This is a genomic window from Variovorax sp. CAN15, assembly GCF_030462475.1.
Taxonomy (GTDB): Bacteria; Pseudomonadota; Gammaproteobacteria; order Burkholderiales; family Burkholderiaceae_C; genus Variovorax.
In genome coordinates, this window is sequence record NZ_JASMRZ010000013.1 from 71,970 (window position 1) to 98,615 (window position 26,646).

Annotated in this window: 27 protein-coding genes and 1 tRNA gene; 13 read left to right on the forward strand and 15 right to left on the reverse strand. The window is 65.5% G+C overall.

Going from position 1 to position 26,646, the window contains the following annotated elements; genetic code table 11:
- Positions 1-62 precede the first annotated feature (62 nt).
- From QMO14_RS12095 to QMO14_RS12145, 11 genes are all read right to left on the reverse strand, one after another.
- Positions 63-326: a hypothetical protein gene (locus QMO14_RS12095; RefSeq protein WP_301507458.1), complete on the reverse strand. Its 264-nt coding sequence runs from the start codon at positions 324-326 to the stop codon at positions 63-65.
- Between the two features lie 281 nt (positions 327-607).
- Positions 608-684 (reverse strand) — tRNA-Pro (locus QMO14_RS12100).
- Positions 685-710: 26 nt separating this feature from the next.
- Entirely contained in the window at positions 711-1,169 is a 459-nt protein-coding gene (locus tag QMO14_RS12105) for a MerR family transcriptional regulator (protein ID WP_301507459.1), read from the reverse strand.
- 65 nt (positions 1,170-1,234) lie between these two features.
- On the reverse strand, positions 1,235-1,606 hold the full coding sequence (locus QMO14_RS12110; RefSeq protein WP_301507460.1) for an integration host factor subunit alpha: 372 nt from the start codon (positions 1,604-1,606) through the stop codon (positions 1,235-1,237).
- A 5-nt stretch (positions 1,607-1,611) separates the two neighbouring features.
- On the reverse strand, positions 1,612-4,053 hold the full coding sequence (gene pheT / locus QMO14_RS12115) for a phenylalanine--tRNA ligase subunit beta (protein ID WP_301507461.1): 2,442 nt from the start codon (positions 4,051-4,053) through the stop codon (positions 1,612-1,614).
- Between the two features lie 42 nt (positions 4,054-4,095).
- Positions 4,096-5,172 (reverse strand): phenylalanine--tRNA ligase subunit alpha, encoded by a 1,077-nt coding sequence (gene pheS, locus QMO14_RS12120; RefSeq protein WP_093202106.1) that lies wholly within the window; start codon positions 5,170-5,172, stop codon positions 4,096-4,098.
- Between the two features lie 112 nt (positions 5,173-5,284).
- Complete coding sequence (rplT, locus tag QMO14_RS12125) at positions 5,285-5,644, reverse strand: 50S ribosomal protein L20 (RefSeq protein WP_007832499.1); 360 nt, start codon at positions 5,642-5,644, stop codon at positions 5,285-5,287.
- A 24-nt stretch (positions 5,645-5,668) separates the two neighbouring features.
- Positions 5,669-5,872, reverse strand: coding sequence for a 50S ribosomal protein L35 (gene rpmI, locus QMO14_RS12130; RefSeq protein ID WP_007832497.1), 204 nt, complete (start codon positions 5,870-5,872; stop codon positions 5,669-5,671).
- Between the two features lie 165 nt (positions 5,873-6,037).
- Positions 6,038-6,664: a translation initiation factor IF-3 gene (gene infC, locus QMO14_RS12135; RefSeq protein WP_301507497.1), complete on the reverse strand. Its 627-nt coding sequence runs from the start codon at positions 6,662-6,664 to the stop codon at positions 6,038-6,040.
- A gap of 104 nt (positions 6,665-6,768) precedes the next feature.
- Positions 6,769-8,676 (reverse strand): threonine--tRNA ligase, encoded by a 1,908-nt coding sequence (gene thrS, locus QMO14_RS12140; RefSeq protein ID WP_301507462.1) that lies wholly within the window; start codon positions 8,674-8,676, stop codon positions 6,769-6,771.
- A 220-nt stretch (positions 8,677-8,896) separates the two neighbouring features.
- Complete coding sequence (locus QMO14_RS12145) at positions 8,897-9,208, reverse strand: putative quinol monooxygenase (RefSeq protein WP_301507463.1); 312 nt, start codon at positions 9,206-9,208, stop codon at positions 8,897-8,899.
- Positions 9,209-9,324: 116 nt separating this feature from the next.
- Between QMO14_RS12145 and QMO14_RS12150 the strand changes: the two genes are divergently transcribed.
- Entirely contained in the window at positions 9,325-10,287 is a 963-nt protein-coding gene (locus QMO14_RS12150) for a GlxA family transcriptional regulator (protein WP_301507464.1), read from the forward strand.
- Positions 10,288-10,392: 105 nt separating this feature from the next.
- Here the strand turns inward: QMO14_RS12150 and aceA are convergent, their stop codons facing one another.
- Positions 10,393-11,724 carry an isocitrate lyase gene (aceA, locus tag QMO14_RS12155; protein ID WP_301507465.1) on the reverse strand — a complete coding sequence of 444 codons (1,332 nt, stop codon included), beginning with the start codon at positions 11,722-11,724 and terminating at the stop codon, positions 10,393-10,395.
- A 206-nt stretch (positions 11,725-11,930) separates the two neighbouring features.
- Entirely contained in the window at positions 11,931-12,344 is a 414-nt protein-coding gene (locus QMO14_RS12160; protein WP_301507466.1) for a gamma-glutamylcyclotransferase, read from the reverse strand.
- 47 nt (positions 12,345-12,391) lie between these two features.
- On the opposite strand from QMO14_RS12160, the gene QMO14_RS12165 reads away from it, so the two are divergent.
- Both QMO14_RS12165 and QMO14_RS12170 read left to right on the forward strand, forming a co-directional pair.
- The gene (locus tag QMO14_RS12165; RefSeq protein WP_301507467.1) at positions 12,392-13,324 is read left to right on the forward strand and encodes a DMT family transporter; all 933 of its coding nucleotides are present in this window, start codon (positions 12,392-12,394) and stop codon (positions 13,322-13,324) included.
- A 155-nt stretch (positions 13,325-13,479) separates the two neighbouring features.
- Positions 13,480-13,917 carry an SWIB/MDM2 domain-containing protein gene (locus QMO14_RS12170; RefSeq protein WP_301507468.1) on the forward strand — a complete coding sequence of 146 codons (438 nt, stop codon included), beginning with the start codon at positions 13,480-13,482 and terminating at the stop codon, positions 13,915-13,917.
- A 40-nt stretch (positions 13,918-13,957) separates the two neighbouring features.
- Here the strand turns inward: QMO14_RS12170 and QMO14_RS12175 are convergent, their stop codons facing one another.
- Complete coding sequence (locus QMO14_RS12175; protein ID WP_301507469.1) at positions 13,958-14,737, reverse strand: helix-turn-helix transcriptional regulator; 780 nt, start codon at positions 14,735-14,737, stop codon at positions 13,958-13,960.
- 103 nt (positions 14,738-14,840) lie between these two features.
- Here QMO14_RS12175 and QMO14_RS12180 point away from each other — a divergent pair, with 103 nt between their 5' ends.
- On the forward strand, positions 14,841-15,140 hold the full coding sequence (locus tag QMO14_RS12180; protein ID WP_301507470.1) for a hypothetical protein: 300 nt from the start codon (positions 14,841-14,843) through the stop codon (positions 15,138-15,140).
- Here QMO14_RS12180 and QMO14_RS12185 read toward each other — a convergent pair.
- On the reverse strand, positions 15,100-16,830 hold the full coding sequence (locus QMO14_RS12185) for a thiamine pyrophosphate-binding protein (RefSeq protein WP_301507471.1): 1,731 nt from the start codon (positions 16,828-16,830) through the stop codon (positions 15,100-15,102). The genes QMO14_RS12180 and QMO14_RS12185 overlap by 41 nt on opposite strands.
- A 95-nt stretch (positions 16,831-16,925) precedes the next feature.
- On the opposite strand from QMO14_RS12185, the gene QMO14_RS12190 reads away from it, so the two are divergent.
- The 9 genes from QMO14_RS12190 (at position 16,926) to QMO14_RS12230 (ending at position 26,473) form a co-directional block, all read left to right on the forward strand.
- On the forward strand, positions 16,926-17,594 hold the full coding sequence (locus tag QMO14_RS12190) for a TetR/AcrR family transcriptional regulator (protein WP_019653323.1): 669 nt from the start codon (positions 16,926-16,928) through the stop codon (positions 17,592-17,594).
- Positions 17,595-17,880: 286 nt separating this feature from the next.
- Positions 17,881-18,876 (forward strand): tripartite tricarboxylate transporter substrate binding protein, encoded by a 996-nt coding sequence (locus QMO14_RS12195; RefSeq protein ID WP_301507472.1) that lies wholly within the window; start codon positions 17,881-17,883, stop codon positions 18,874-18,876.
- Between the two features lie 49 nt (positions 18,877-18,925).
- On the forward strand, positions 18,926-19,699 hold the full coding sequence (locus QMO14_RS12200) for an ABC transporter permease (protein WP_301507473.1): 774 nt from the start codon (positions 18,926-18,928) through the stop codon (positions 19,697-19,699).
- Between the two features lie 200 nt (positions 19,700-19,899).
- On the forward strand, positions 19,900-20,901 hold the full coding sequence (locus tag QMO14_RS12205) for an ABC transporter substrate-binding protein (protein WP_301507474.1): 1,002 nt from the start codon (positions 19,900-19,902) through the stop codon (positions 20,899-20,901).
- A 57-nt stretch (positions 20,902-20,958) separates the two neighbouring features.
- The gene (locus QMO14_RS12210) at positions 20,959-21,738 is read left to right on the forward strand and encodes an ABC transporter ATP-binding protein (RefSeq protein WP_301507475.1); all 780 of its coding nucleotides are present in this window, start codon (positions 20,959-20,961) and stop codon (positions 21,736-21,738) included.
- Positions 21,739-21,754: 16 nt separating this feature from the next.
- On the forward strand, positions 21,755-23,185 hold the full coding sequence (locus QMO14_RS12215) for an enolase C-terminal domain-like protein (RefSeq protein ID WP_301507476.1): 1,431 nt from the start codon (positions 21,755-21,757) through the stop codon (positions 23,183-23,185).
- A gap of 48 nt (positions 23,186-23,233) precedes the next feature.
- The gene (locus tag QMO14_RS12220; RefSeq protein WP_301507477.1) at positions 23,234-24,397 is read left to right on the forward strand and encodes a Gfo/Idh/MocA family protein; all 1,164 of its coding nucleotides are present in this window, start codon (positions 23,234-23,236) and stop codon (positions 24,395-24,397) included.
- A gap of 1 nt (position 24,398) precedes the next feature.
- Positions 24,399-25,586, forward strand: a complete 1,188-nt coding sequence (locus tag QMO14_RS12225) for a dihydrodipicolinate synthase family protein (RefSeq protein ID WP_301507478.1) — start codon at positions 24,399-24,401, stop codon at positions 25,584-25,586.
- Between the two features lie 8 nt (positions 25,587-25,594).
- The gene (locus tag QMO14_RS12230; protein ID WP_301507479.1) at positions 25,595-26,473 is read left to right on the forward strand and encodes a sugar phosphate isomerase/epimerase; all 879 of its coding nucleotides are present in this window, start codon (positions 25,595-25,597) and stop codon (positions 26,471-26,473) included.
- Positions 26,474-26,646: the final 173 nt, after the last annotated feature.

The window sequence follows — 26,646 nt, forward strand, 5'->3', positions numbered from 1 at the left end:
TGGGTTGGCAATCCTCATCTGCGAGATAGCCAACCCCAACCTGCGCCCGGCGGCGAGGTGGATCAGCCCGACCTTGCCAGGCTCGCCGACACATCCAGGGATGCGAGCCTCTCCCGAGCGAACTGGCTGGCCCGCAGCCGCACGCGCTGCAGCGCGGCTTCCAGCGTGGGCTGCTGCATGAAGACCAGCACGCCGTACCTGAGACCGCGCAGGTTCAATTCGGCAACGCCAGCGTAGCGGCCGCTGGTGGTGCGCTTGATGTCGATGCGGCTGGACCAGCCATCGGGCAGGTCGACGAGGAGTTGCAGTTGCTGTGCGGGATTCATCTTGGGCGCCGAGGATAGGCGCGAAGGCAATGCAACCAAAGGAACTAATTCCGCAGCGTTCGTATTTCTTCGGGACTATCGCAAGAGAACCTCGAAACCGGACCGAATCCTCAATATCTCCGATGGGTCGCGATCATCGGTTCGCGCGCCTTCACCGCCCCGTGCGAGAACAGGGTCCTCCAGCTAACCCTTGGTCGAGCTTTTTGGCGCCGCAACTGCGACTCACAAAGAAAAACGGCTTACGCCTTTTGAGCGTAAGCCGTTTTTCCATCTACTGACTTTGGTCGGTGTGAAAGGATTCGAACCTTCGACCCCTTGCACCCCATGCAAGTGCGCTACCAGGCTGCGCCACACACCGAAGCTCTCGATTATAGCGTCGGAAATTCAACGTCCGATGGTCAGCAGCTCACGAATTTCAAAGAGTTCGCGCCGAAGGTGCAGCAGCTGCGACGCATCGGCAGTTCGCACGACCGTCGAGACGGGTGAATCTTCAACGACGGCGGCGTCGAATTCTTCCTGATCGATCTCGATGGCTTCCACGCCCTCGAGCGGCACTTCGCCCGCCTTGCGCCGGTCTCGCTCGCCCTGCACGAGCTCCTGCAGCTTGTTGCGCGCACCGCTGATCGTGAAGCCCTGGTCGTAGAGCAGATCGCGGATGCGGCGGATCATGAGCACCTCGTGGTGCTGGTAGTAGCGACGGTTGCCGCGCCGCTTCATGGGCCGCAGCTGCGTGAACTCCTGCTCCCAATAACGCAGCACGTGCGGCTTGACGCCGCACAGCTCGCCGACCTCACCGATGGTGAAGTAGCGTTTGACGGGAATCGGAGGGAGCGTTTTCTCCATTGAAATCAAGACTGTGCGCGGGAAACCTGAGAGATTACTCTACGCGGCCGCGCAGCACCAAGCACTTATTCGGCGCCGAGGCTCCACTCGACTTCGGAGGTATTGCCTTGGTCAATGCTTCCGTGAATCTGTTCCTTGAGCTTGGCGCTCGCATGGAACGTCGCGACGCGGCGCTCGCCGATCGGAATGGCTTCGCCGGTGCGCGGATTGCGCCCGGGCCGAGGCGCCTTCACGCGGATCTGGAAGTTGCCGAAGCCCGAGATCTTCACGTCCGTGCCTTCGATGAGGCTGTTGGCCACGAGCTCGAAGAACGCCTCGACCATGTCCTTGGACTCACGCTTGTTCAGGCCGATCTGCTCGAACAGCAGGTCGGCGAGATGCGCCTTGGTGAGCGCAGGCGTTTCGAGAGCCTCGAGCGTGAATTCGGCAGCGTTCATTCTCATCACCCCCTCAAGCGGCCGCCGAGTTTGGCGCCGAGTTGTTCGACGATCGCGCGGACGGCGGGCTCGACCTGCTCGTCCGTCAGCGTGGCACTGTCGCTCTGGAAGCTCAGGCGCACCGCCATGCTCTTCTCGCCCTGGGCCAGCGCGCCGGGCGCGGCCACCGCGCCGTCGCGCAGCGGCTGCGGACGGTAGATGTCGAACAGCGTCGCATCGCGCAGCAGACCCTGGGCCGCTGCGGCAGAACGGATGGTCTGCATCAGCGCGTCGTGCGTGACGGCCTCGGCCACCACCACGGCGATGTCACGCTCGACGGCCTGGTGCTTGGGCACCGGCTGCGCCACCGGCACGAGGCGCGCGGTGACGGCATCGAGGTCGAGTTCGAACAGCACGGGCGCCTGCGCGAAGTCCCACTTCTGGCGCCAGCGCGGATGCAGTTCGCCGACGAAACCGATGGCCTTGCCATCGACCAGCACGCGCGCCGAGCGGCCCGGATGCAGGGCCGGATGTTCGGCCGCCTCGAAGACCGGCTGCAACGGCGCGAGCAGCGCCTCGACGTCGCCCTTCACGTCGTAGAAGTCGATGCGCTGCGGCTTGCCATCCCAGCGCGACTCGTCGGCGTCGCCCCATGCAAGGCCGGCCACGCGCATCGGCTGGTTCACGCCGCGCACGGTGCTGTCGGTGGTGACGACGCTGTCGTCGCGCATGAACACGCGGCCCAGCTCGAACACACGCACACGCGGTGCCTTGCGGTCGAGGTTGAACTTGAGCACCTGCAGCAGCGAGCCCATCAGCGAAGAGCGCATCACGCTCATCTGGCTGGCGATGGGGTTCAGCAGCTTCACGGGATTGGCGTTGCCCGCCAGGTCCTGCTCCCAGTGCGCCTCGACGAAGCTGAAGTTGATGGTTTCCTGATAGCCCAGCGCGGCGATGCTGCGGCGAACCGCGAAACGGCTGCGCTGTGCCTCGGGCCGCACGCGGGCGGTGATGGGCGCGAGCGGCGCGGTGGTCGGCAGGTTGTTGAAGCCGATCAGTCGCGCGACCTCCTCAATCAGGTCTTCCTCGATCAGCAGGTCGAAGCGATGCGGCGGCGGCGTCACGGTCAGCGTGCCCTCGCCCTCGGTGATCGTGAAGCCGAGGCGGTTCAGCGCCTCGGCGCACTGCGCCTGCGTCAGCGGCATGCCGATCACGCGGGCTGCGCGCGCAACACGCAACGTGACGGGCACGGCCTCGGGCACGCTCAGCGTCTGGTCGTCCATGCGGCCGGCCTGGCCGCCGCAGATTTCGGCGACCAGCTGCGTGATGCGCTCGATGATCTGGACGGTGCGGCTCGGGTCGACGCCGCGCTCATAGCGGTGGCCGGCGTCGGTCGAGAAGTTGAAGCGGCGCGAACGGCCCTGCACGGCTTCGGGCCACCAGAAAGCGGCTTCGACGTAGATGTTGCGCGTGTCGTCGGACACCGAGGTGGCGTCGCCGCCCATGATGCCGGCGAGCGACTCGACCTCGCGGTCGTCGGCGATCACGCCGACCTTGTCGTCCACGGTGATCGTGTTGCCATTGAGCAGCTTGAGCTGCTCGCCCGGCTTGCCCCAGCGCACCGTGAGGCCGCCGTGGATCTTGTCGAGGTCGAAGATGTGGCTGGGCTGGCCGTACTCGAACATCACGTAGTTCGAGATGTCGACCAGAGGAGTGACGCTGCGCTGGCCGCAGCGCGCGAGGCGCTCGACCATCCAGGCGGGCGTCGCGACCTTGGTGTCCACGCCGCGCATGATGCGGCCCGAGAAGCGGCCACAGAGCTCGGGCGCTTCGACCTTCACCGGCAGCACATCGGCGAACGAGGTGGCGACCGGCGCAATGGAGGGCGTCTTGAGCGGTGCGCCCGTGAGCGCGGCCAGCTCGCGCGCCACGCCGTAGACGCTGAGGCCGTGCGCCAGGTTGGGCGTGAGCTTCAGCGTGAGCAGCATGTCGTCGAGCTTGAGCACGTCGCGCACGTCGGCGCCGATGGGCGCGTCGGCATCGAGCTCGAGCAGGCCGCCGTGGTCTTCGCTCAGCTGCAGTTCGCGCGCCGAGCACAGCATGCCCTGGCTTTCAACGCCGCGCAGCTTGCCCAGCTTGATGAGGAAGGGCTTGCCGTCCTCACCCGGCGGCAGTTCGGCGCCGACGAGCGCGCACGGCACCTTGATGCCGACGCGCGCATTGGGCGCGCCGCACACGATGTTCAGCAGAGCGCCCTGCCCCGCGTCGACCTGGCACACGCGCAGGCGATCGGCGTTCGGGTGCTGCACCGCTTCCTTGATTTCGCCGACCACGATGCGCGTGAAAGGCGGCGCCACCGGTCGGCGCTCCTCGACCTCGAAGCCGCCCATGGTGAGCGTTTCGGCCAGTGCGGCGCTGTCGATGGGCGGGTTGCAGAACTCGCGCAGCCAGGATTCCGGGAATTGCATCTCTTCGATCTCGATCTGGTTTTTTCTGTGATGGGGTGCTGCTTACTGGAACTGCGAGAGAAAACGCAGGTCGCCGTCGAAGAAGAGGCGCAGGTCGTTCACGCCGTAGCGCAGCATCGTGAGCCGGTCGGGGCCCATGCCGAAGGCGAAGCCGATGTAGCGCTCGGGGTCGAGGCCCATGTTGCGCACCACGTTCGGATGCACCTGGCCTGAGCCCGACACTTCGAGCCAGCGGCCGGCCAGCGGGCCGCTCGCGAACTGGATGTCGATCTCGGCGCTCGGCTCGGTGAACGGGAAGAAGCTCGGGCGGAAGCGCAGCACGAGGTCGTCGCGCTCGAAGAAGGTGCGGCAGAAGTCGGTGAAGACGACCTTCAGGTCCTTGAAGCTCACGTTCTCGCCGAGCCACAGGCCTTCGCACTGGTGGAACATCGGCGAATGGGTGGCGTCGCTGTCGACGCGGTAGGTACGGCCCGGCGCGATCACGCGGATCTCGGGCGCCTTCACGGTGCCGGTGGTGTCGGCCGCGGCAGCCGCGAACTCGGCGGCGTACTTCTTGATGTGCTGATGCGCGTAGCGCACCTGCATCGGGCTGGTGTGCGGGCGCAGGTTGTAGGGGATGCCGTCGTCGCCATTCAGGTCGACGTAGAAGGTGTCCTGCATCGATCGCGCAGGATGGTTCGGCGGATTGTTGAGCGAGGTGAAGCTGTGCCAGTCGCTCTCGATCTCTGGACCATCGGCCACGTCGAAGCCCATGCTCGAGAAGATTTCTTCGATGCGCTCCAGGGTGCGGCTCACGGGATGCAGCCCGCCGGAAATGCGGCGGCGGCCGGGCAGGCTCACGTCGAGCGCCTCGGCACGCAGTTGCAGCGAGAGTTCCTCGTCGGCCAATTGCTGGCGGCGGTCGGTCAGCGCGGCTTCGATGGCTTGCTTGGCGACGTTGATGGCAGCGCCACGGGACTTCTTCTCTTCGACACTCAGCGCGGCCATGCCCTTCATCAGCTCGGTGATGCGGCCCGACTTGCCGAGGAACTGGGCCTTGGCGTTTTCAAGCTCGGCGGGCGTCTTCGCTTCGGCGAAGGCGGCACGTGCGGTGTCGACCAGGGAGTCCAACTCGTTCATAGCAACAAAAATCTTCGAGGGGAAATAAAAAAGAGCTGGAGCCTTTTCAAGCGCCAGCCCTTGAGCCGTGGGCGCAGGAAGCCGCCCGGAGGCAGCGCCCTGCTGTGCAGAATCAAGCAGCCAGCTTGGCCTTGACCTGCTCCACGATGCCGGCGAAAGCGGCCTTGTCGTGCACGGCGATGTCCGCAAGCATCTTGCGGTCGATCTCGATACCGGCCTTGCGGATGCCGTTGGCGAACTGGCTGTAGGTCAGGCCCAGTTCACGCGAGGCGGCGTTGATACGCGCGATCCACAGCTGACGGAACACGCGCTTCTTGGTACGGCGGTCACGGTAGGCGTATTGGCCTGCCTTCATCACCGCCTGTTTGGCGACGCGGAAGACATTGCCGCGGCGACCGCGGAAACCCTTGGCGAGTGCGAGAACTTTCTTGTGGCGGGCGCGAGCCGTTACACCACGTTTGACGCGAGGCATGTGTGTACTCCTTGTTCGTCTGAGTTAAATGCCACGGCCGGGCAGCATGGCGGCGACAGAAACCATGTTGGTCTCATGCACTGCGACTGCACCACGCAGGTGACGCTTGTTCTTGGTGGTCTTCTTCGTCAGGATGTGACGCTTGAAGGCTTGACCGCGCTTGACGGTGCCACCGGGACGAACGCGGAAACGTTTTTTCGCGCTGCTCTTGGTCTTCATTTTGGGCATGTGAATGCTCCTTTAGTTTGTGCTCGTGAGGCGCCATGGATGCTCCACGGACTTGTTGGCCCCGAGACACTTCTTCATCCCGCCCCTGCCTGCATTTCTTTCGAAATGCGGGCAGAAGCGAAATCCCTTCAAAACCTCTCTACCGCGACTCCAGCCGTCGGCCCATCAGGCCGTGGCGGGAGCCGCTGCCGGAGCGGCACCGGCATCAGTTGCCGGCTTTTGTTGCCCACCGCCACCGGGCTTCTTGCGACCCGGCGCGATCATCATGATCATCTGCCGGCCTTCAAGCTTCGGAAACTGCTCGACGAGAATCGTGTCGCCCAGCTCGTCGCGAATGCGCTGCAGCAGGGCCAGGCCGAGTTCCTGGTGCGTGATCTCGCGGCCGCGAAAGCGCAGCGTGATCTTGCACTTGTCACCCTCTTCAAGAAAGCGCCGGATGTTGCGCATCTTGATGTTGTAGTCGCCGTCGTCGGTACCGGGGCGGAACTTGATTTCCTTGACCTCGATGACCTTCTGCTTCGACTTCGCCTCGGCCGCCTTCTTCTGCTCGTGGTACTTGAATTTGCCGTACTCGATCAGGCGGCAAACGGGCGGATTGGCCGCGGCGACGACCTCCACCAGGTCCACGTCCTGCTCACCGGCAAGGCGTAGGGCCTCTGCAAGACTCACGACACCCAATTGCTCGTTATCCGGGCCGATCAGGCGGACTTCCGGGGCCATGATTTCCCGGTTCAGGCGGTGTTGGCGTTCCTCGCGGTGGCGGCGGTCGCGGAATGCAGTAGCGATGGTCAGGGTCCTTCAAAATTTGCTACAAAATCTGTAGCGAACGCCGCTCAGCCCTCGCGGACAAGCGGCACGATTTGGCCGGGAAACATATGGGGTTTTCCGAGGACAAATCAACGCTTGTCGGCAACATCCTGGACGAGCCGTTGCACGAACGATTCGAGGGACATTGCACCGAGGTCTTGATTGCCCCGGGCGCGCACTGCGACGGCACCTGCTTCCTTTTCCTTGTCGCCTACGACAACGATGTAAGGGAGCTTTTGCAACGAATGCTTCCGTATTTTATACGTAATCTTTTCGTTGTGCAGGTCGAGCTGGACCCTAAGCCCTTGATTTTGCAGCGTTTTCGCAACTTGCGAGGCGTAATCGGCCTGCCCTTCGCTGATATTCAGCACCGCGACCTGCACTGGAGCGAGCCATGCAGGCAGTGCGCCGGAGTGGTGTTCGATCAGCATGCCGATGAAGCGCTCCAGGCTGCCGACGATGGCGCGATGCAACATCACCGGGTGCGCGCGGCCGCTCGACTCCGTCACGTACTCGCCGCCAAGGCGCTCGGCCGTGTTGAAGTCGACCTGCATCGTGCCGCACTGCCACTGACGGCCGATGGCATCGCGCAGCGTGTACTCGATCTTCGGACCGTAGAAGGCTCCATCGCCCGGCGCGATGACGAAGTCGACGCCCGAGCGGCGCAGCGACTCCATCACCGCGTGCTCGGCCTTGTCCCACAGTTCGTCGGAGCCGACGCGGTTCTCGGGCCGCGTCGCGACCTTGTAGAGAATGTCCGTGAAGCCGAAGTCGGCATAGACCTTCTGCAGCTGCGCCGTGTAGGCAATGCACTCGTCAAGGATCTGGTCTTCCGTGCAGAAGATGTGGCCATCGTCCTGCGTGAAGCCGCGCACGCGCATGATGCCGTGCAGTGCGCCGCTGGGTTCGTTGCGGTGGCACTGGCCGAACTCGCCATAGCGCAGCGGCAGGTCACGGTAGCTGCGCAGGTCGCTCTTGAAGATGAGCACGTGGCCCGGACAGTTCATCGGCTTGAGCGCGTACTCACGCTTTTCCGACTCCGTCGTGAACATGTTGTCGCGATAGTTCTGCCAGTGGCCCGTTTTCTCCCACAAGCTCTTGTCAAGGATCTGCGGCCCCTTCACTTCCCAGTAGCCCGTGTCGCGGTAGATGGCACGCATGTACTGCTCCACCGCCTGCCAGATCGCCCATCCCTTCGGATGCCAGAAAACCACGCCCGGCGCCACTTCGTCGATGTGGAACAGGTCGAGCTCCTTGCCGAGCCGGCGATGGTCGCGCTTCTCGGCTTCCTCGATGCGCTGGATGTACTGGTCGAGCTGCTTCTTGTCGGCCCAGGCCGTGCCGTAGATGCGCTGCAGTTGCTCGTTCTTGGCATCGCCGCGCCAGTAGGCACCGGCCAGCTTCGTGAGCTTGAAGACCTTCAGGAAGCGCGTGTTCGGCACGTGCGGGCCGCGGCACATGTCGACGTATTCCTGGTGGTAGTACAGGCCCATGGCCTGCTCGTCGGGCATGTCCTCGACCAGGCGCAGCTTGTAGTCCTCGCCGCGCGACTTGAAGACCTCGATGACCTCGGCGCGCGGCGTCATCTTCTTGATCACGTCGTAGTCCTGCGCGATCAGCTCGCGCATGCGCGCCTCGATGGCGGCCATGTCCTCGGGCGTGAACGGGCGCTCGTAGGCGATGTCGTAATAGAAGCCCTCGTCGATCACGGGCCCGATCACCATCCTGGCCGTCGGGTAGAGCTGCTTCACCGCGTGGCCGACCAGGTGGGCCGTCGAGTGGCGGATGATCTCCAGGCCCTCTTCGTCCTTCGGCGTGATGATCTGCAGCCTGGCGTCATGGTCGATGACGTCGCTGGCATCGACGAGCCTGCCGTCGACCTTGCCGGCCACCGTCATCTTGGCCAGGCCGGGACCGATGGACTGGGCAACTTCGGCCACCGAGACCGGGCCGGGGAACTCGCGGCGCGAGYTGTCGGGGAGCGTGATCTGGATCATTTTGGGAGAACCTCGGGGAGAAAAACAAAAAAGCGCGGTGGATGGCCGCGCTTTGCTTGGTTGTGTAGCTGGCGAAAACCAGCGAGCGCGGGCTACCGGCCTTTTCCTTCGGTGAAGAAAAAGCCGCTGAAACCTTGCCGGGTAGTTCGCGGTGTCATAACCAAGGTGCCTTTCTCGCTCTTGTTGGAGTGCAGAGCCGGCGATTCTAGCCGCTGACCGCTCAGGACGCGGGCGCGGCGTTCTTGAGCCCCAGCACCTCGATGGGCTCGATCGAGGGCGGCGCGGCAAAGAGTTCGGGAGCCTTCGCCATCAGCGCCTGGGCGATCGGGCCGCTCAGGTGGGCCTGGCGCCCGGCTTCGTTCTCGAACGCATCGAACACGCCGAAGGTGGTCGGCGACAGGCGCAGCGCAAACCAGATCGGCGTGGTCTTTTCGTCGCGCGCCATGGCCAGGCCCGCTTCGAGAAACTTCTCGACATCGCTTTCCTTGCCCGGCCTGGCTTCGAGGCGGGCGAACAGTGCGTACTTGATCATGGGTCAATCTCCTGAGTTGAACGGCGCGCGACATTGCGCGGCGTTGGCATGAACTCTAGGCAGCCTCCACCTCTGTAGCCATTGGCATTTTTGACATCTTTGATATCGTTATGGCCATGAAGATCGACATACTCGCCATGGACGGCGTGTTCGACACCGGCCTGTCCACCGTGCTCGACGTGTTCACCACTGCCAATGAACTCACGGCCATGCTGCAGCTCGACGTGGCGCCGTTCGAAGTCGTGGTGACGGGCGTCCGCAAGCGCGTGCGTACCTCTCAGGGCTTCGCCGTGCCGATTGCTCGCGCCCTCGACGCCGGCACGGCCGACTGGCTGATCGTTCCCGCACTGGGCTGCAAGGTGCCAGAGACGCTGGAACCTGCTCTCGGCCGCCCCGACGTGCGCGACGCCTGTGCCGCACTGCGGGAGCGCTCGGACAGGAACGCAAACGTGGCCGCAGCCTGCATCGGCACCTTCGTGCTCGCCGAATCGGGCGTGCTCGACCGGCACAAGGCCACCACGACATGGTGGCTCGCCGCGCTGTTCCGCCAGCGCTACCCCGGCGTGGAGCTGGAAGACTCGCGCATGCTGGTCAGCTCAGGCCATCTGGTCACCGCTGGCGCGGCGCTGAGCCATGTCGACATGGCGCTGTGGATCGTTCGCCAGGCGAGCCCCGACCTCGCCACGCTGGTCGCGCGCTACCTGATCGTCGATTCGCGCCCGTCGCAGTCGGCCTACGTGATCTCCGACCATCTCTCGCACTCCGACCCGCTGGTCGAGCGCTTCGAACGCTGGGCGCGCGGCCGGCTGGCCGATGGCTTCTCTCTCGACGAAGCAGCTCAGGCCGCGGGAACCAGCAAGCGCACACTGGCCCGCCGCATGCAGCAGGTGCTGGGCAAGAGCCCGCTCTCATACGTGCAGGACCTGCGCGTCGAGCGCGCCGTGCACCTGCTCAAGACCAGCGACAAGAGCCTGGAACAGATCGCCGGCATGGTCGGCTATGCCGACGGCGTCACGCTGCGCACCCTGCTGCGCCAGCGCCTGGGCCGCGGCGTGCGCGAGGTGCGCCTCGAAGCCTGAGCACGCACGCAACGGACGCAAAAAAGCCCGGCACGCGGCCGGGCTGGAAGTGACAGCGAAATATCTGTCTATCGAAAGACCGACCCGAGAGGGTCGATCACCCGATCAGTGGAACTGCTCTTCCTCGGTCGAACCCGACAGCGCCTTCACGCTGGACGAACCGCCCTGGATCACGGTGGTCACGTCGTCGAAATAACCCGCGCCCACTTCCTGCTGGTGCGACACGAAGGTGTAGCCCTTGTCGCGCGCCGCGAACTCGGGTTCCTGCACCATGTTGACGTAGTGCTTCATGCCTTCGCCGCGAGCGTATGCGTGGGCGAACTGGAAGGTGTTGAACCAGTTGACGTGGATGCCGGCCAGCGTGATGAACTGGTACTTGTAGCCCAGCGCCGACAGGTCTTCCTGGAACGAGGCGATCTGCTTGTCGTCGAGGTTCTTCTTCCAGTTGAAGGAAGGCGAGCAGTTGTACGACAGCAGCTTGCCCGGGCAGGCGGCGTGCACGGCTTGGGCGAATTCGCGGGCGAAGCCGATGTCGGGCACGCCGGTTTCGCACCACACCAGGTCGGCGTAGGGCGCATAGGCCACGCCGCGGCTGATGGCTTGCTCCAGGCCGTTCTTGACGCGGAAGAAGCCTTCCTGCGTGCGCTCGCCGGTCAGGAACGGCTTGTCGTTGGCGTCGTGATCGGAGGTGATCAGGTTCGCGGCTTCGGCGTCGGTGCGGGCCAGGACGATGGTCGGCACGCCCAGCACGTCGGCGGCAAAGCGCGCGGCGATCAGCTTCTCGCAGGCTTCATGCGTAGGCACGAGCACCTTGCCACCCATGTGGCCGCACTTCTTCACGGCGGCCAGTTGGTCTTCGAAGTGCACGCCGGCAGCACCCGCGGTGATCATGTTCTTCATCAGTTCGAAGGCGTTGAGCACGCCGCCGAAACCGGCTTCCGCGTCGGCCACGATGGGCAGGAAGTAGTCGATGAATTCCTTGTCGCCCGGGTTGATGCCGCGGCCCCACTGGATTTCATCGGCACGGCGGAAGGTGTTGTTGATGCGACGGACCATCGTCGGCACCGAGTCGTAGGCGTACAGCGACTGGTCGGGGTACATCGTCTCGGAGGTGTTGCCGTCGGCGGCGACCTGCCAGCCCGACAGGTACACGGCTTCCAGGCCTGCCTTGGCCTGCTGCATCGCCTGGCCGGCGGAGATCGCGCCGAAGGCGTTCACGTAGCCCTTCTTGGCGCCACCGTTGATCTTGTCCCAGAGCTTCTCGGCGCCGCGCTTGGCCAGCGTGTGCTCGATGGGGAACGAACCGCGCAGGCGCACGACGTCGGCTGCGCTGTAGCCGCGCTTGACGCCCTTCCAGCGGGGGTCGGTGGCCCATTCTTTCTCGAGTGCGGCGATCTGCTGTTCGCGGCTCAGTTGTTCTGTGAGGGTCTGGGGCATGGTCACTCCGTGAGGTTGATTGAAGGTTGGGCGCTGTGGCCGTGGAGTTACTGTAACCCCGTCGCAGACTCTTATGTCTTATAGAAGACATATTTTTCAATCAACAAAATCAATAAGTTACGACGATATTTCTCAATGCAGAATTATTTTTCTCATATCGAGAAAAAATATTGCGGCGCAGCAGTCGCGCTTTTCGCAATGCGCAATCAATCTTTCGGTTGTGAAAACGAGGTATCACCGCGCGCCGCATGCGCGATCCAGTCGCCGCTTTCGATCACTGCTCGGCCTGCAATGCGCATCGGGTGGATCTCGTAGACCAGGCAATCGAACCACCGCCCGCCCACGTCCACGCGCACCCGCCGCTTGATGTACTCGCCCGAGTCGTCGTCCGCCACTTCCTCCAGCACATCGAGCGCCGCTTCCACCGCAGGCTCGATGGCGTAGACCTCGCCCCTCACCCGCCGCTCACCTTCGAGCACGATGCCCGGATAGGCGCCGAGATCGAACAGCGTGCCGGCGATGCTCGCCTCGCCGATCCATTGCGGCGCGGGCCGGTAGCGCGCGATGTCGTTGCGTCCGCCGCGGCGCAGCGTGCCGTAGACAAAAACGTGGGGCATCATCGAAAGCGCGCTCCTTCATCCACAACAAAAACACTTCGTCCAGTCTATTGAACTCCGCCGCCCCCGTATCAGGCCGTCTCGCGGCCTATGGCTGCCTGGCCTTGAGCATGTCGCTCGTCGGCGGCTACGTCGCCCTCTCCAAGCCCCTCGTCGCCGCCTTTCCGGTGTTGCTGCTCGCATGGCTGCGCTTCGGCATCGCCGCGCTGGCCATGCCGCACTGGCTCAAGCGCGCCCCCGACGAGCCACCGATGACCGCGCGCACGCGCTGGCTGGTGTTCCTCGAATCGTTCCTCGGCAACTTCCTGTTCTCGATCTGCATGCTCTTCGGCGTGAGCCTCACGAGCGCGGTTTCGGCGGGCGTGATCATGGCTTCGATCCCCGCATGCGTCGCCGTCGCGAGCTGGCTCTTCCTGCGCGAACGCATCACCGTGCGCATCGGCCTGGCCATCGCGTGCGCGGCATTCGGCATCGGACTGCTGGCGCTGTCGCCGTCGGCATCGCATGCGCCTGCATCGACAACCGCTTCGTCTTCAGCGTCGATGCCCTGGCTGGGCAACCTGCTCGTCTTCTGCGCGGTGCTCTGCGAGACGGCCTACGCGGTTATCGGCAAGTCGCTCACGGGCCGCCTCGGGCCCAAGCGCATCGCCTCGCTCATCAACCTCTGGGGATTCATGCTGTCGATGCCCTTCGGCATCTGGTTCGCGCTGCAGTTCGACTTCACCGCCGTGCGCTTCGGCACCTGGGCGCTGCTCGTGGCCTACGCCCTCGCCGCGAGCATCTGGACGGTGTGGCTCTGGATGACCGGACTTCGCCACGTACCAGCCGCACAAGCGGGTGTCTTCGCCGTTCTGCTGCCCGTGAGCGCAGCCCTCGTGGGAGTGCTCGTGCTGGGCGAAAACCTCTCTTCCCCACAGCTGGTTGCATTCGTCGTTGCGCTCATTGGCGTGGTGCTCGCGACGTGGCCCGGGCGCCGAAGGTGAAAAAGAGGGCTTCTCCCCTCGGAAAAAACAACAACTCCCAATGAAAAAAGCGCTTTTTCCCTTGGAAACGCGTTTTTTCTCATTTAGCATCCGCAATGCCACTGGAGACGCAAGTTTTTCATTGGTGACTGTTCAACCAAAAAAGGAAATCAACCATGGCAACTGCAAAGAAGGCTCCGGCCAAGAAAGCTCCGGCAAAGAAGGCCGCTCCCGCAAAGAAGGCGGCTCCGGCGAAGAAGGCTGCACCGGCCAAGAAGGCGGCTCCTGCAAAGAAGGCCGCACCGGCGAAGAAGGCGGCTCCTGCAAAGAAGGCACCCGCAAAGAAGGCTGCTCCCGCCAAGAAGCGCACGCCCAACGCCGCGTTCATGAAGGCACTGACCCCCAGCCCGGCACTGGCCGCCGTGGTCGGCTCCACGCCGCTGCCGCGTACCGCTGTCGTGAGCAAGCTGTGGGACTACATCAAGAAGAACAACCTTCAAGACAAGGCCAACAAGCGCAACATCAACGCCGACGCCAAGCTGAAGGAGATCTTCGGCAAGGCTCAAGTCTCGATGTTCGAACTGGCCGCGCTGATCGGCAAGCACGTCAAGTAAGCGCTCAGGGGCCTCGCGCTCCTGAATCAGAAAGCCCGCTTCATGCGGGCTTTTTTTTCGCCTGCGGCATCGTCCCGCCCTCCTCGAAAAAACGCGCAGGCGTGCAGCCGAAGTGCTTGCGGAAGGCCTCTATGAAGGCGCTGACGGAGCTGTAGCCCACAGTCAACGCCACAGCGGTGACGCTCTCTCGCAGGCTCAGCAACTCCACCGCCTTGAGCAGCCGCGCCTGCTGGCGCCATTGCGCGAAGCTCAGGCCMGTCTCGGCCGCGAAGCGCCGCGTAAGCGTCCTTCGGGCCATGCCGATGCGATCGGCCCATTCGTCGATGCCGTCCGGCAATGCCGGGTCGTCGGCCAGCGCTGCCGCCACGGCCGCAAGCCGCCTGTCCTGCGGCATCGGCAGATGCAGCGACGGCTTGTCTCCCGCCGCAAGCTCGTCGAGCAGCACACCGACCAGACGCCCACGGCGCGGCTCCAGCAGCGGCTCGGATGCATCCATGCCAGTCAGCCGATCCACCAGCGCACGCATCAGCGGCGTGACGGCAAACACGTGCGGCCCATCGGGCAATGCCTGCGCCATCGCCGCATCGATGTGCAGGCTCCAGCCCGCCGTGGCGCCGAAGCTCTGCGCCGCATGGGCGCAGCGCGGCGCTATCCAGCCGATCCATCCTGGCGGCTGCACCCAGCGGCCCGAAGGCGTCTCGATGACCTGCAGCCCCTCGCGCAAGGCGAACAGCTGCCCGGTCTCGTGCGAGTGATAGCCGGTGACGCGCGCCCCCTCGTGGGCGGTGATCCAGAGCGTCGCAGGCGCCTGTTCAGCCATGGGTGGCCCGCCGGAGGTATCGATTGGCCTCGCGCCGCAAGCCCGAAAGCATCGCGCTGCCTAGCATCGAACCCATCTCAACTCCCATCAAGGAACAGCCTCCATGAAAGCCCAGGACGTACTCCCCGACGGCGAAGACTTCACCACCATCAACGGCCGCACCCTGCGCAAGGGATCGGTCGCCGCCTTCCTCGCCAACGCGCGCATCCTCGAGGACGCCGGCACGTCCGCGGCCGACAGGCAAGCCGCCGAGCAGGACTTCGCCTCGCTGATCCCCACCCTCGACGCCCTCGGCCTGTTCGACGTGTTCGAGCTGCGCTCGCCGTTCCTGCGCGAGGAGGTGGCCCGCCATCGCGCCGCGCTCAGCTCTTCGCCTGACTCGCCTGCTTCGCCGAGCGCGTGATCGACGACAGCGTGCCGCGCGTGGTGATGACCTCGGGGTCGAGCGGAATCTCGATCAGCGTGCCGGTGTCGGCCGCCAGCGCACGCAGCAGCGCCGCCTCGAACTGCGCCGTCTGCGTCACCCGCTCGGCCGCGTAGCCGTAGGCGCGAGCGAGGCCGCAGAAGTCGGGGTTGCGCAGCGCGGTGCCGCTGGTGCGTTCGGGATATTCACGCTCCTGGTGCATGCGGATCGTGCCGAACATGCCGTTGTTGAGCAGCACGATGATGCTCTTGCCGCCGTGCTGCGAAGCCGTTGCGAGCTCCTGCCCCGTCATCAGGAAATCGCCGTCGCCCGCGATGGTGAAGGCCACGCGCCCCGTCGCCAGGTTGGCCGCGATACCGGCCGGCACGCCGTAGCCCATCGCTCCGCTGGTGGGCGCGAGTTGCGTCTTCGCACCCTTGGCCAGGCCGTGATAGCGGAAGTAGCGATGCACCCAGCTCGCGAAGTTGCCCGCGCCGTTGGTGATGGCCGCATCCGCCGGCAGGTGCTTCTGCAGCAGCGCGACGACTTCCGCCATGTCGACCGCGCCGCGCGGCGTTTCGGCGGGCATGCCGGACAGCGCCTGGGGCACGAGGTTGGCTTCGTAGTCGGCATGGGCCTGCAGCGTCCACTCTTCCCACGGAAGCGTCGGCGGCGCACTCAGCACCTCCAGGCTGCGCGCGGCCGCGCTCATGCCGGCGTTGATCGCCAGGTCGGCCTGGTAGACGCGGTTGAGTTCCTCGGCGCTCGCGTGGATGTGCACCAGCGTCTGCCTTGCCTTGGGCGCCTCCAGCAGGGTGTAGCCGCTGGTCGTCATCTCGCCGAGGCGCGGGCCGATGGCCAGGATCAGGTCGGCGTCCTTCACGCGCTGCGCGAGCTTCGGATTGATGGCAATGCCGACGTCGCCCGCGTACTGCGGGTGGTGGTTGTCGAAGGTGTCCTGGAAGCGGAAGGCGTTCGCCACCGGCAGGCGCCAGTTCTCGGCGAAGCGCTGCAATGCCTGCGCGGCCTGGGCGGTCCAGCCGCCGCCGCCGGCGATCACCAGCGGGCGCTGCGACTTCAGCAGCAGCTCGCGCAGGGTGCGCAGCGCGCCAGGGTCGCTCCAGGGCTCCACCGCCTCCACCCGCGCCAGCGGACGCGCGGTGGCCTCGCTGCGCAGCATGTCTTCCGGCAGCACCAGCACCACCGGCCCCGGCCGCCCGTTCATCGCGGTGGCGAAGGCGCGCGCGATGTATTCGGGAATGCGGTTCGCGTCGTCGATGCGCTCCACGCGCTTGGCGAAGCCCTTGGTGCTCGGCCCGAAGAAGCTGGCGTAGTCCACCTCCTGAAAGGCCTCGCGGTCGCGGAAGTCGCTGCCGACATCGCCCACGAACAGCACCATCGGCGTCGAGTCCTGGAAGGCGTTGTGCACGCCGATCGATGCGTTGGTCGCACCCGGCCCGCGGGTGACGAAGCACACGCCCGGCCGCCCGGTGAGCTTGCCGTGCGCCTCGGCCATGAAGGCCGCGCCACCCTCCTGCCTGTTGACGACGAAGCGGGTGCGATCGCGGTACGCATGGAAGCCGTCGAGCACCGCCAGAAAGCTCTCGCCGGGCACGCCGAACGCGATCTCCATGCCTTGCTCTACGAGGCATTCCACGATCAGGTGGCCTGCGGGTTGTGATGTACTCATGGGAAGTAGGAACCTCAGCTGCAAATGTCTCCGGCAATTATGTGCGTCCGCTCGGTACGCCTTGCGTTAATTCTCCAAATGGTTAAATTCGCGCCATGAAGGCCCCCAAGGACCCCACGCCCGACATCGCGATCGAAGCGATCGAACCACGCTCGCGCGACGCGGACAGGTCGCAGCTGGCCATCCTCGCCTCGGCCCGCGACGAGTTCTCCGCACGCGGCCTCGCTGGTGCGCGCATGGACAGCATCGCCGAGCGCGCGGGCCTCAACAAGCGCCTCATCTACTACTACTTCGGCAGCAAGGACGACCTGTTCCTTGCCGTGCTGGAGCGCGTCTACGCGGACATCCGCGAAGCGGAGCAGCGACTGCACCTCGAAGAGATCGACCCCGTGGAGGCCATCCGCCAGCTGGTGTCGTTCACCTGGAACTACTACCTCGAGCACCCGGAGTTCATCACGCTGCTCAACAGCGAGAACCTGCACTGCGCGGCGCACCTGAAGCGCTCCGACCGCATCCAGGAGATGAACTCGCCGCTGGTGCAACTGCTCGACACCGTGCTGGAGCGCGGCCGCCGCGACGACCTGTTCCGCGCGGGCGTCGACCCGGTGCAGCTCTACATCTCCATCGCCTCGCTCTGCTACTTCTACCTCTCGAACAACCACACGCTCTCGGCCATCTTCGGCCGCGACCTGCGTGCGCCCAAGGCGATGGCGCAACGCCTCTCGCACATGACCGACCTGGTCCTGGGCTATGTACTGAAATAGGCCCGCCCCCAGGCCGCGCGCACTTCGTGTCGCTTCGCCTTCCCCCTACCAGGGGCAACACCTGAGACCCGGCAAAGCCGGTTCCTCGGTGTTCCTGGCCCTGGCTGCGCCAGTTTCTTGCGCCGCGAATCGTGCAAATCACTCCAATCCACGCCTGAGCCGAGCCTCGGGTATTCACTAGGGAGCACCGGTTGACGCTTCCGCGCGGGCATTCCTACAATCAACAATTCACTCACTGGTGAATTGACCGATTCCAAGAAGGCGGCCCGACCGCGCGGAGACATCCATGAACTTCATTGCCAGCGGTGCCGTACGCACCACCGTCCTTGCCTCGCTGACCTGCATAGCGGCGCTGCTGCCGGGGCTGTCGGCGGCGCAGAACGGGTATCCGAGCAAGCCGATCCGCGTGATCGTGCCGTTCGCTGCGGGCAGCACCACCGACATCATTGCCCGCGCGATCACCGACAAGATGAGCGCCAGCATGGGCCAGACGCTGGTGGTCGACAACCGCGGCGGCGCGAGCGGCACCATCGGCCAGCAGGCGGTGGCCACGGCCGCGCCGGACGGCTACACGGTGATGATCCATTCGTCGTCGCACACGGTGAGCCCCTCCACCTTCGCCAAGCTGCCCTTCGACACGGTGTACGACTTCGCGGGAATCACGCCGATCTCGTCGCTGCCCAACGCGCTGGTGATCTCACCCAGCAAGAACATCAAGACGCTGCCGCAACTGCTGACCGCAGCGCGCGCCAAGCCCGGCAGCATGAACTTCGCCTCCGCCGGCCAGGGCAGCGCCACGCACCTGAACGCCGAGAAGTTCAAGATGGCCGCGAAGATCGATGCCACCAACATCCCCTTCAAGGGATCGGGCGAGGCCGTCACCGAGGTCCTCTCCGGCCGCGTCGACTACTACTTCTCGCCCATCGCGCCCGTCATCGGCCAGATCAAGGAGGGCCAGTTGCTGGCGCTGGCCGTGGGCTCGCCCAAGCGCGCGGCCGCCCTGCCCGACGTGCCCACCACCACCGAAGCCGGCGTGCCGGGCTCCGAATTCAACTTCTGGATCGGAATGATGGCGCCGGCCAAGACGCCGCGCGACATCGTCGAGCGACTGCACGCCGAGGTGGCGAAGGCACTGGCCACGCCCGAGGTGAAGGAGCGCTTCGCCAAGCTGGGCGCCGACGCCTGGACGCTCAAGCCCGAGCAGTTCGACGCCCACATCAGGGAAGAAATCGCGAGCAATGCTCAGCTCGTGAAGGCGGCCGGCCTCGCCGTCCAACAGTAAGCAACGCAAGCAATCAAGCACGCTCCTCCTGAAAGCCCCGGCCCCCGCCATGCTCCGTAAGCTCCTGCTCTCCCCGGCCCTGCGCCCCTTCCTCCTGATCCTGTTGCTGCTGGTGCTGTGGGATCTGGCGATCCGCCTGTTCAGGATTCCGGCCTACCTGATTCCTCCGCCGTGGGAAGTCGTGAAGCAGCTCGTGGCCGAATGGCCACGCCTGCTCGCCGAAAGCTGGAAGACCACGCTAGCCACGCTCGGCGGCTTCGGGCTGACGATCCTGATCGGCATTCCGATCGCGATGGTCATCGCCTACTCGCGCGTCGTCGAGTCGTACGTGTACCCGCTGCTGGTGTTCTCGCAGAGCATTCCCAAGGTGGCGATCGCGCCGCTGTTCGTGGTGTGGTTCGGCTTCGGCATCTTCCCGAAGGTGATCAGCGCCTTCCTGCTGGGCTTCTTCCCGGTGGTGGTGTCCACGGTGATGGGCTTCAAGTCGGTCGAGCCCGACATGCTCGACCTCTCGCGCTCCATGGGCGCGAGCCGCCTGCAGACCTTCTTCAAGATCAGCCTGCCGCAGGCCCTGCCCCAGATCTTCAGCGGGCTGAAGGTGTCGGTCACGCTGGCGGTGGTGGGTGCGGTGGTGGGTGAATTCGTCGGCTCCAACTCGGGCATCGGCTACGTGCTCCAGGTGGCCAACGGCAACTTCGACCTGCCCCTGATGTTCGCCGCACTGGTGGTGCTGTCGAGCATCGGCGTGATTCTTTTCGTCGCGGTCGACATCGTCGAGCGCGTGATGATTCCCTGGCATGCCTCGCAGCGCCACACGCATTGAGATGACCCCCAGTCTTCGCGCACTTCGTGTCGCTTCGCCAACCCCCTTGCAGGGGGCGATACCAGCGCCCCGGCAAAGCCGGTTCCGCGGCATCCCTGGCAAGACATGCCCGCCTCTCGCAGCCGGGATCGCGATAGCGCCGCGAACGTCCGAGTTCCCTCGCCATACCTGACAACCTGACAACTCCTGGAGACAACACCATGAAGAAACTGCTTCCCACGCTGCTCGCCGCGGCCGCGCTCGCCACCTTCGCCATCGCACCTGCCCACGCGCAGGGCGACAAGCCCAAGGACAAGGTCACGCTGATGCTCAACTGGTACCTCTACAGCGAGCATGCCCCCTTCTTCCTGGGCAAGGAAAAGGGCTTCTACGCCGACGAGGGCATCGACCTCGACATCCAGGAAGGCCGCGGCTCCGCCGTCACCGCGCAGGCGGTGGCCGCCAAGTCGGCGACCTTCGGCTACATCGACGTCACGACCATGATCAAGGCCGCAGCCAAGGGCGCGCCGCTGAAGTCGACCGGCGTGCTGTTCCAGGTGAGCCCGATGTCGGTGATGGGCTTCACCGAGAAGAACATCAAGACGCCGAAGGACATCATCGGCAAGACGGTGGCCGTCACGCCGGGCGACTCGATGTCGCAGATGTGGCCGCTGTTCCTCAAGGTCAACAACATCACGGCCGACCAGGTGAAGATCGTCTCGGGCGACGGCCAGACCAAGCTCAATGCCGTGATCAACGGCCAGGCCGACCTGCTGCTGGGCTACGTGATGGACCAGGCGATCAAGCTGCAGGACGCCACCGGCAAGCCGGTGACGCCGATCCGTTTTGCCGACTCGGGCGTGAACCAGATCAGCTCCGGGATCATCGCCAACAAGAATCTGCTGACCGAAAACCCCGACCTGGTGAAGCGCTTCATGCGCGCCTCCACCAAGGCCGCGGAAGCCGCCGAGAAGAGCCCCGAAGCCGCGGTCGACGCCATGCTCAAGGCCAACCCCAAGGCCGGCGTGCGCGACACGCTGATCGTGGGCATGAAGCAGAGCATCGCCCTCTATCACACGAAGGAAACCGCCAACCAGCGCCCGTTCCGCGTGACCATGAAGAACGTCAGCGACTCGCTCGACCTGCTGGTGCAGTACGGCGGCATGGACGCTTCCACGCGCGGCAAGCCGGAAGACTACGTGACCCTCGACTTCCTGCCCTGACTTTCTCTCGCTCCCGAACCCGCGCGCCTTCTGCAGCAGCCACCTCTCACGCATTCCATGTCCCAAGTCAACCTGATCGAAGCGCGCGGCGTCTCGAAGATCTACCAAAGCAAGGACGGCCCCGTCGAGTCGCTCAAGCCGCTCGACTTCGCCATCAAGGAAGGCGAGTTCGTCTCTGTCGTCGGCCCGTCGGGCTGCGGCAAGAGCACGCTGCTGAAGATGGTGGCGGGCCTGCTGCCCATCAGCGGCGGCAGCCTCACGCTGGCGGGCAAGCCGATCAAGGGCGCGCAGAAGGACGTGGGCATCGTGTTCCAGAGCGCGGTGCTGCTGCCCTGGCGCAGCGTGGAAGACAACATCCTGCTGCAGGCCGAGATGCGGCACCTGCCCATGGATGCTGCCAGGGCCCGCGCCCGCGAGCTGATGGAGATGGCGGGCCTCAAGGGTTTCGAAAAGAAGTACCCATGGCAGCTCTCGGGCGGCATGCAGCAGCGCGCGTCGATCTGCCGCGCCCTGCTGCACGACCCGTCGGTGCTGCTGATGGACGAGCCCTTCGGCGCGCTCGACGCGATGACGCGCGAGAAGATGAACCTGGAGCTGCAGCGCATCTGGATGGCATCGAAGAAGACGGTGATGCTCATCACCCACAGCATTCCCGAGGCCATCTTCCTGTCGGACCGCGTGATGGTGATGAGCGAGCGCCCCGGCTCCATCGCCGCCGTGTACGACATCGACCTGCCGCGCCCGCGCACGCTCGACGTGATGGCCTCGCCCGAATTCGGCGCCTACACCAAGCTGGTGCGCGCGCATTTCTATTCGCAGGGCATCCTGGACCACTGAAGAGCGAGTGCCTGCCATGGATGCGATCCGCTTTCACGTCGAGGAGATCCGCTTCGCCGAGCGCAACGTGGCTCTGCGGCTGCCCTTCCGCTTCGGCGCCGCCACCGTCACGGCCTGCCCGCAGGTCTACGTGAAGGCACGCGTGCGCTTCGCCGACGGCCGCACGGCCGAGGGCTGCGCGGCGGAAATGATGATTCCGAAGTGGTTCGACAAGAACCCCGCGCTCAACAACGAGCAGAACTTCGAGCAACTGCGCTTCGCCCTGCGCGACGCCCGCGAGGCCTACACCGCCGAGCCCGACGCGCAGACCGCCTGGACGCATTTCGCCTCCAACTACGCCGCGCTGCAGTCGCGCGCCAGGGCCAAGGGCCTGCAGCCGCTGGTGGCCAGCTACGGCCCGGCGCTGATCGACCGCGCCCTGCTCGACGCGCTGTGCCTGCATAGCGGCGCCAGCTTCGCGGCGGCGATGAGCGCCAACCTCTGCGGCATCGACATCGCCGGCAGCGGCCTGGCCGACGACCTGGCGAGCTTCGACATGCCGGCCTTCCTGGCAAAGCAGTCGCCGCGTAACAGCATCGCCGCACGCCACACGGTAGGCCTGGTGGACGCCATCGACGGGTACAACGCCTCTCCCGATGCGCCCGCCGACGGCCTGCCCACGACACTGCAGGCCGCGGTGCAACGCTATGGCCACACCCATTTCAAGCTGAAGCTCTGCGGCAACACCGCGCAGGACATCGACCGGCTCCAGCGCATCGCCCGCGTGATCGACGGCCAGGCGCAACTGGTCACGCTCGACGGCAACGAGCAGTACGCGGACGCCGACGCCTTCACCACCTTCCTCGACCGCATGCTCTCCACGCCCACGCTGTGGAAACTCGCGCAGAAGACGGTCTTCGTCGAGCAGCCGATCCGGCGCGACGCGGCGCTGCAGCGCGATGTGTCCGCGCTGGGCAAGCGCATTGCGCTGCTCATCGACGAATCGGACGCCACGCTCGACGCCTTCGTGCAGGCCCGCGCGCTGGGCTACACCGGCGTTTCGAGCAAGAGCTGCAAGGGCTTCTACAAGTCGGTGATCAATGCCGCGCGCTGCGCGCTGTGGAACGCCGGAGCGGAGAAGCCGCGCTACTTTCTCTCCGGCGAAGACCTGACCATGCAAGCCGGCATCGGCGTGCAGCAAGACCTGGCTCTGGTCGCCTGGCTCGGCCTCTCGCACGTCGAGCGCAACGGCCACCACTACGTCAACGGCCTCGCGGCGGCGCCCGAGGCCGAGCAGCAGGCCCTGCTGCGCGCCCACCCGGGGCTTTACGAAACCAGCGATGGCGCAGTGCGCCTCGCCATCCGCGAAGGGCAGCTCGACCTGTCCTCGCTCAACGCTGCACCCGGCTTCGCCACCGGCAAGCCAGGCGCCGGCATCTCGTGGGACGCGATGCGTTCCGTCTACTGAAACGCGCATTCAGCCCGCACCAATCTCTCGCACCCAAGGAAGAAAACGATGGCCACCCAACGTCTAGGAATCATCATGCACGGCGTCACCGGCCGCATGGGCATGAACCAGCATCTGATCCGCTCGATCTGCGCGATCCGCGCGCAAGGCGGCGTCACGTTGTCGAACGGCGACAAGGTCATGCCCGACCCGATCCTCATCGGCCGCAACGCCGAGAAGATGGAAGCGCTGGCCAAGGCCCACAACATTCCGCGCTGGGGCACCGACCTCGACCGCGCACTGGAGAACAAGGACGACACCATCTTCTTCGACGCCGGCACCACGCAGATGCGCCCCACGCTGCTGGCCAAGGCCATCCGCGCCGGCAAGCATGTGTATTGCGAGAAACCGATTGCCACCAACCTGAACGAGGCGGTCGAGATCGCGCGCCTCGCCGAAGGCTCGGGCCTCAAGCACGGCGCCGTGCAGGACAAGCTCTTCCTGCCCGGCCTGCGCAAGCTCGACATGCTGCGCCGCGCCGGCTTCTTCGGCCGCATGCTCAGCGTGCGCCTGGAGTTCGGCTACTGGGTGTTCGAAGGCGACCTGCAGCCCATCCAGCGCCCGAGCTGGAACTACCGCAAGGAAGACGGCGGCGGCATGATCCTGGACATGATGTGCCACTGGCGCTACGTGCTGGACAACCTGTTCGGCGAAGTGAAGTCGGTGTCGTGCATCGGCGCCACCCACATCCCAAAGCGCTGGGATGAGGCCGGCAAGCCGTATGAAGCCACCGCCGACGACGCTGCCTACGCCACCTGCGAGCTCACCGGCCACAACGGCGAGCCGGTGATCGCACAGATCAACATGAGCTGGGTCACGCGCGTGCGCCGCGACGACCTCGTGACCTTCCACGTCGACGGCACCGACGGCTCGGCCGTGGCCGGCCTGTCGAGCTGCCGCGCCCAGTCGCGCGTGGCCACGCCGCGCCCGGTGTGGAACCCCGACGAGAAGCAGACCATGAACTTCTTCGACCAGTGGCAGGAGATTCCGGACTCGCAGGTCTATGACAACGGCTTCAAGATCCAGTGGGAGCACTTCATCCGCCACGTGGTGGAAGACGCCCCCTACAAGTGGACGCTGCCCGAAGGCGCCAAGGGCGTGCAGCTGGTCGAGGCCGCGCTCGAGTCATGGCAGGACCGCCGCTGGGTCGACGTGCCCGCCCTGAAGGTCTGACATGGCACTTTCGCTGAACCTCCCCACCGCCGGCGGCACGCTCGCGCCCTACGCGCTGCGCGGCACCGCACCGGTGAAGCCCGATGCGGGCGTCAAGTTCAACCGCATCGCCTATTCGGCCGCCCACGTGGTGGCCGACCCGATGGCCGCCATCGACCCGTGGCTGCAGTGCGCGGTCGACTGGGACACCACCATCGCCTACCGCCGCCACCTGTTCTCGCTGGGCCTGGGCGTGGCCGAGGCCATGGACACCGCCCAGCGCGGCATGGGCCTCGACTGGCCCACCTCGCTGGAGCTGATCCGCCGCTCGCTCGACGCCGCGAAGGACGTGCCCGGCGCGCTGGTCGCCTCGGGCTGCGGCACCGACCACTTGGACATCGACAGCGTGAAGAGCGTCGACGACGTGATCCGCGGCTACGAGGAGCAGATGGCCGCCATCGAGGCGCTGGGCGGCAAGCTGATCGTCATGGCCAGCCGCGCGCTGGCCCGCGTGGCGAAGAGCCCGGCCGACTACGAGCGCGTGTACGACCGCATCCTGAGCCAGGCGAAGCAGCCGGTGGTGCTGCACTGGCTGGGCGACATGTTCGACCCGGCGCTCGCGGGCTACTGGGGCACCAAGGACGTCGATGCCGCAATGGACACGGCGCTGGGCATCATCGCCGCGCATCCGGACAAGGTCGACGGCATCAAGATCTCGCTGCTCGACAAGGACAAGGAGATCGCGATGCGCCGCCGCCTGCCGCCGGGCGTGCGCATGTACACGGGTGACGACTTCAACTACGCCGAGCTGATCGCCGGCGATGGCTTCGGCACCGAACCCACGCACGGCAAGAGCGATGCGCTGCTGGGCATCTTCGACGCGATCGCGCCCGCCGCGAGCGCCGCCCTCGGTGCGCTGGCGCAGGGCGACGAGAAGAAGTTCCACGACATCCTCGGCCCCACGGTGCCGCTGTCGCGCCACATCTTTGCCGCCCCCACGCGCTTCTACAAGACCGGCGTGGTGTTCATGGCCTGGCTCAACGGCCACCAGAAGCACTTCACCATGGTCGGCGGCCAGCAGAGCACGCGCTCGCTGCAGCACTTCGCGGAACTCTTCAGGCTGGCCGATGCGGCCAACCTGCTGGAGCAGCCCGAGCTGGCGGTGCGGCGCATGAAGACCCTGCTGGCCCTGCACGGCGTGGAAGGCTGAAGACGAGCATGCGCGATTTCTCGCAGAACCACGACCGGCTCTCGATCAACACCGCGACGGTGCGCAAGCAGTCGGGCGCCGAGGTGCCGCTGGACCGCATCATCGACCAGTGCGCCGAGCGCGGCATCCGCGCCATCAGCCCATGGCGCGACCAGGTGGCGGCCGTCGGGCTCGACAAGGTTGCGAAGCAGCTGAAGGCGCACGGCATCGGCCTCTCGGGCTACTGCCGAGGCGGCTTCTTTCCGGCGGCCGACGCGGCCGGCCTGAAGGCCGCGCTGGACGATAACCGCCGCGCCATCGACGAGGCCAAGACGCTCGACGCACCCTGCCTCGTGCTGGTCGTCGGCGCCCTGCCCGGCGCGCTCGAAGGCAAGGCCGCCTACAAGGACATCGGCCGTGCGCGTCGAGAGGTGCGCGACGGCATCGCCGCCTCGCTCGAATACGCCCGCGAGGTCGGCATGCCGCTGGCCATCGAGCCCTTGCACCCGATGCAGGCGGCCGACCGCGCTTGCATCAACACGCTCGAACACGCGCTCGACCTGTGCGACGAGCTCGATGCGGGCAGGAGCGGCATGCTCGGCGTGGCCCTGGACATCTACCACGTGTGGTGGGACCCGAAACTGCAGCAGCAGATCGCACGCGCCGGCCGCGAGCGACTGCTGGCGTATCACGTCTGCGACTGGCTTACGCCTACGCGCGATCTGCTGAGTGACCGCGGGATGATGGGTGATGGCGTGGTCGAGTTGAAGAAGATCCGCGGGTGGGTGGAGGACGCGGGCTTTGCGGGGTTCAGCGAGGTGGAGATTTTTTCGAATCTCGACTGGTGGCAGCGGCCTGGCGGTGAGACGCTGGACGTCTGTATCGAGCGGCACAAGCAGGCTGTCTAACACTGCTCTGTGCTCGCGTCGTTCGGGGCGAGTGCACAGGCCACCGGGCTTCGCCGTCGTTTGCTGATACCCAGGCTTTGCGCCAGTCACTGCGAATGGCCGAACCGAGCGACTATGCCCGGCGCATCGAGGCCTCGGCGCATGTTTGACCCTGCCACCAGGTGCAGCAGTTT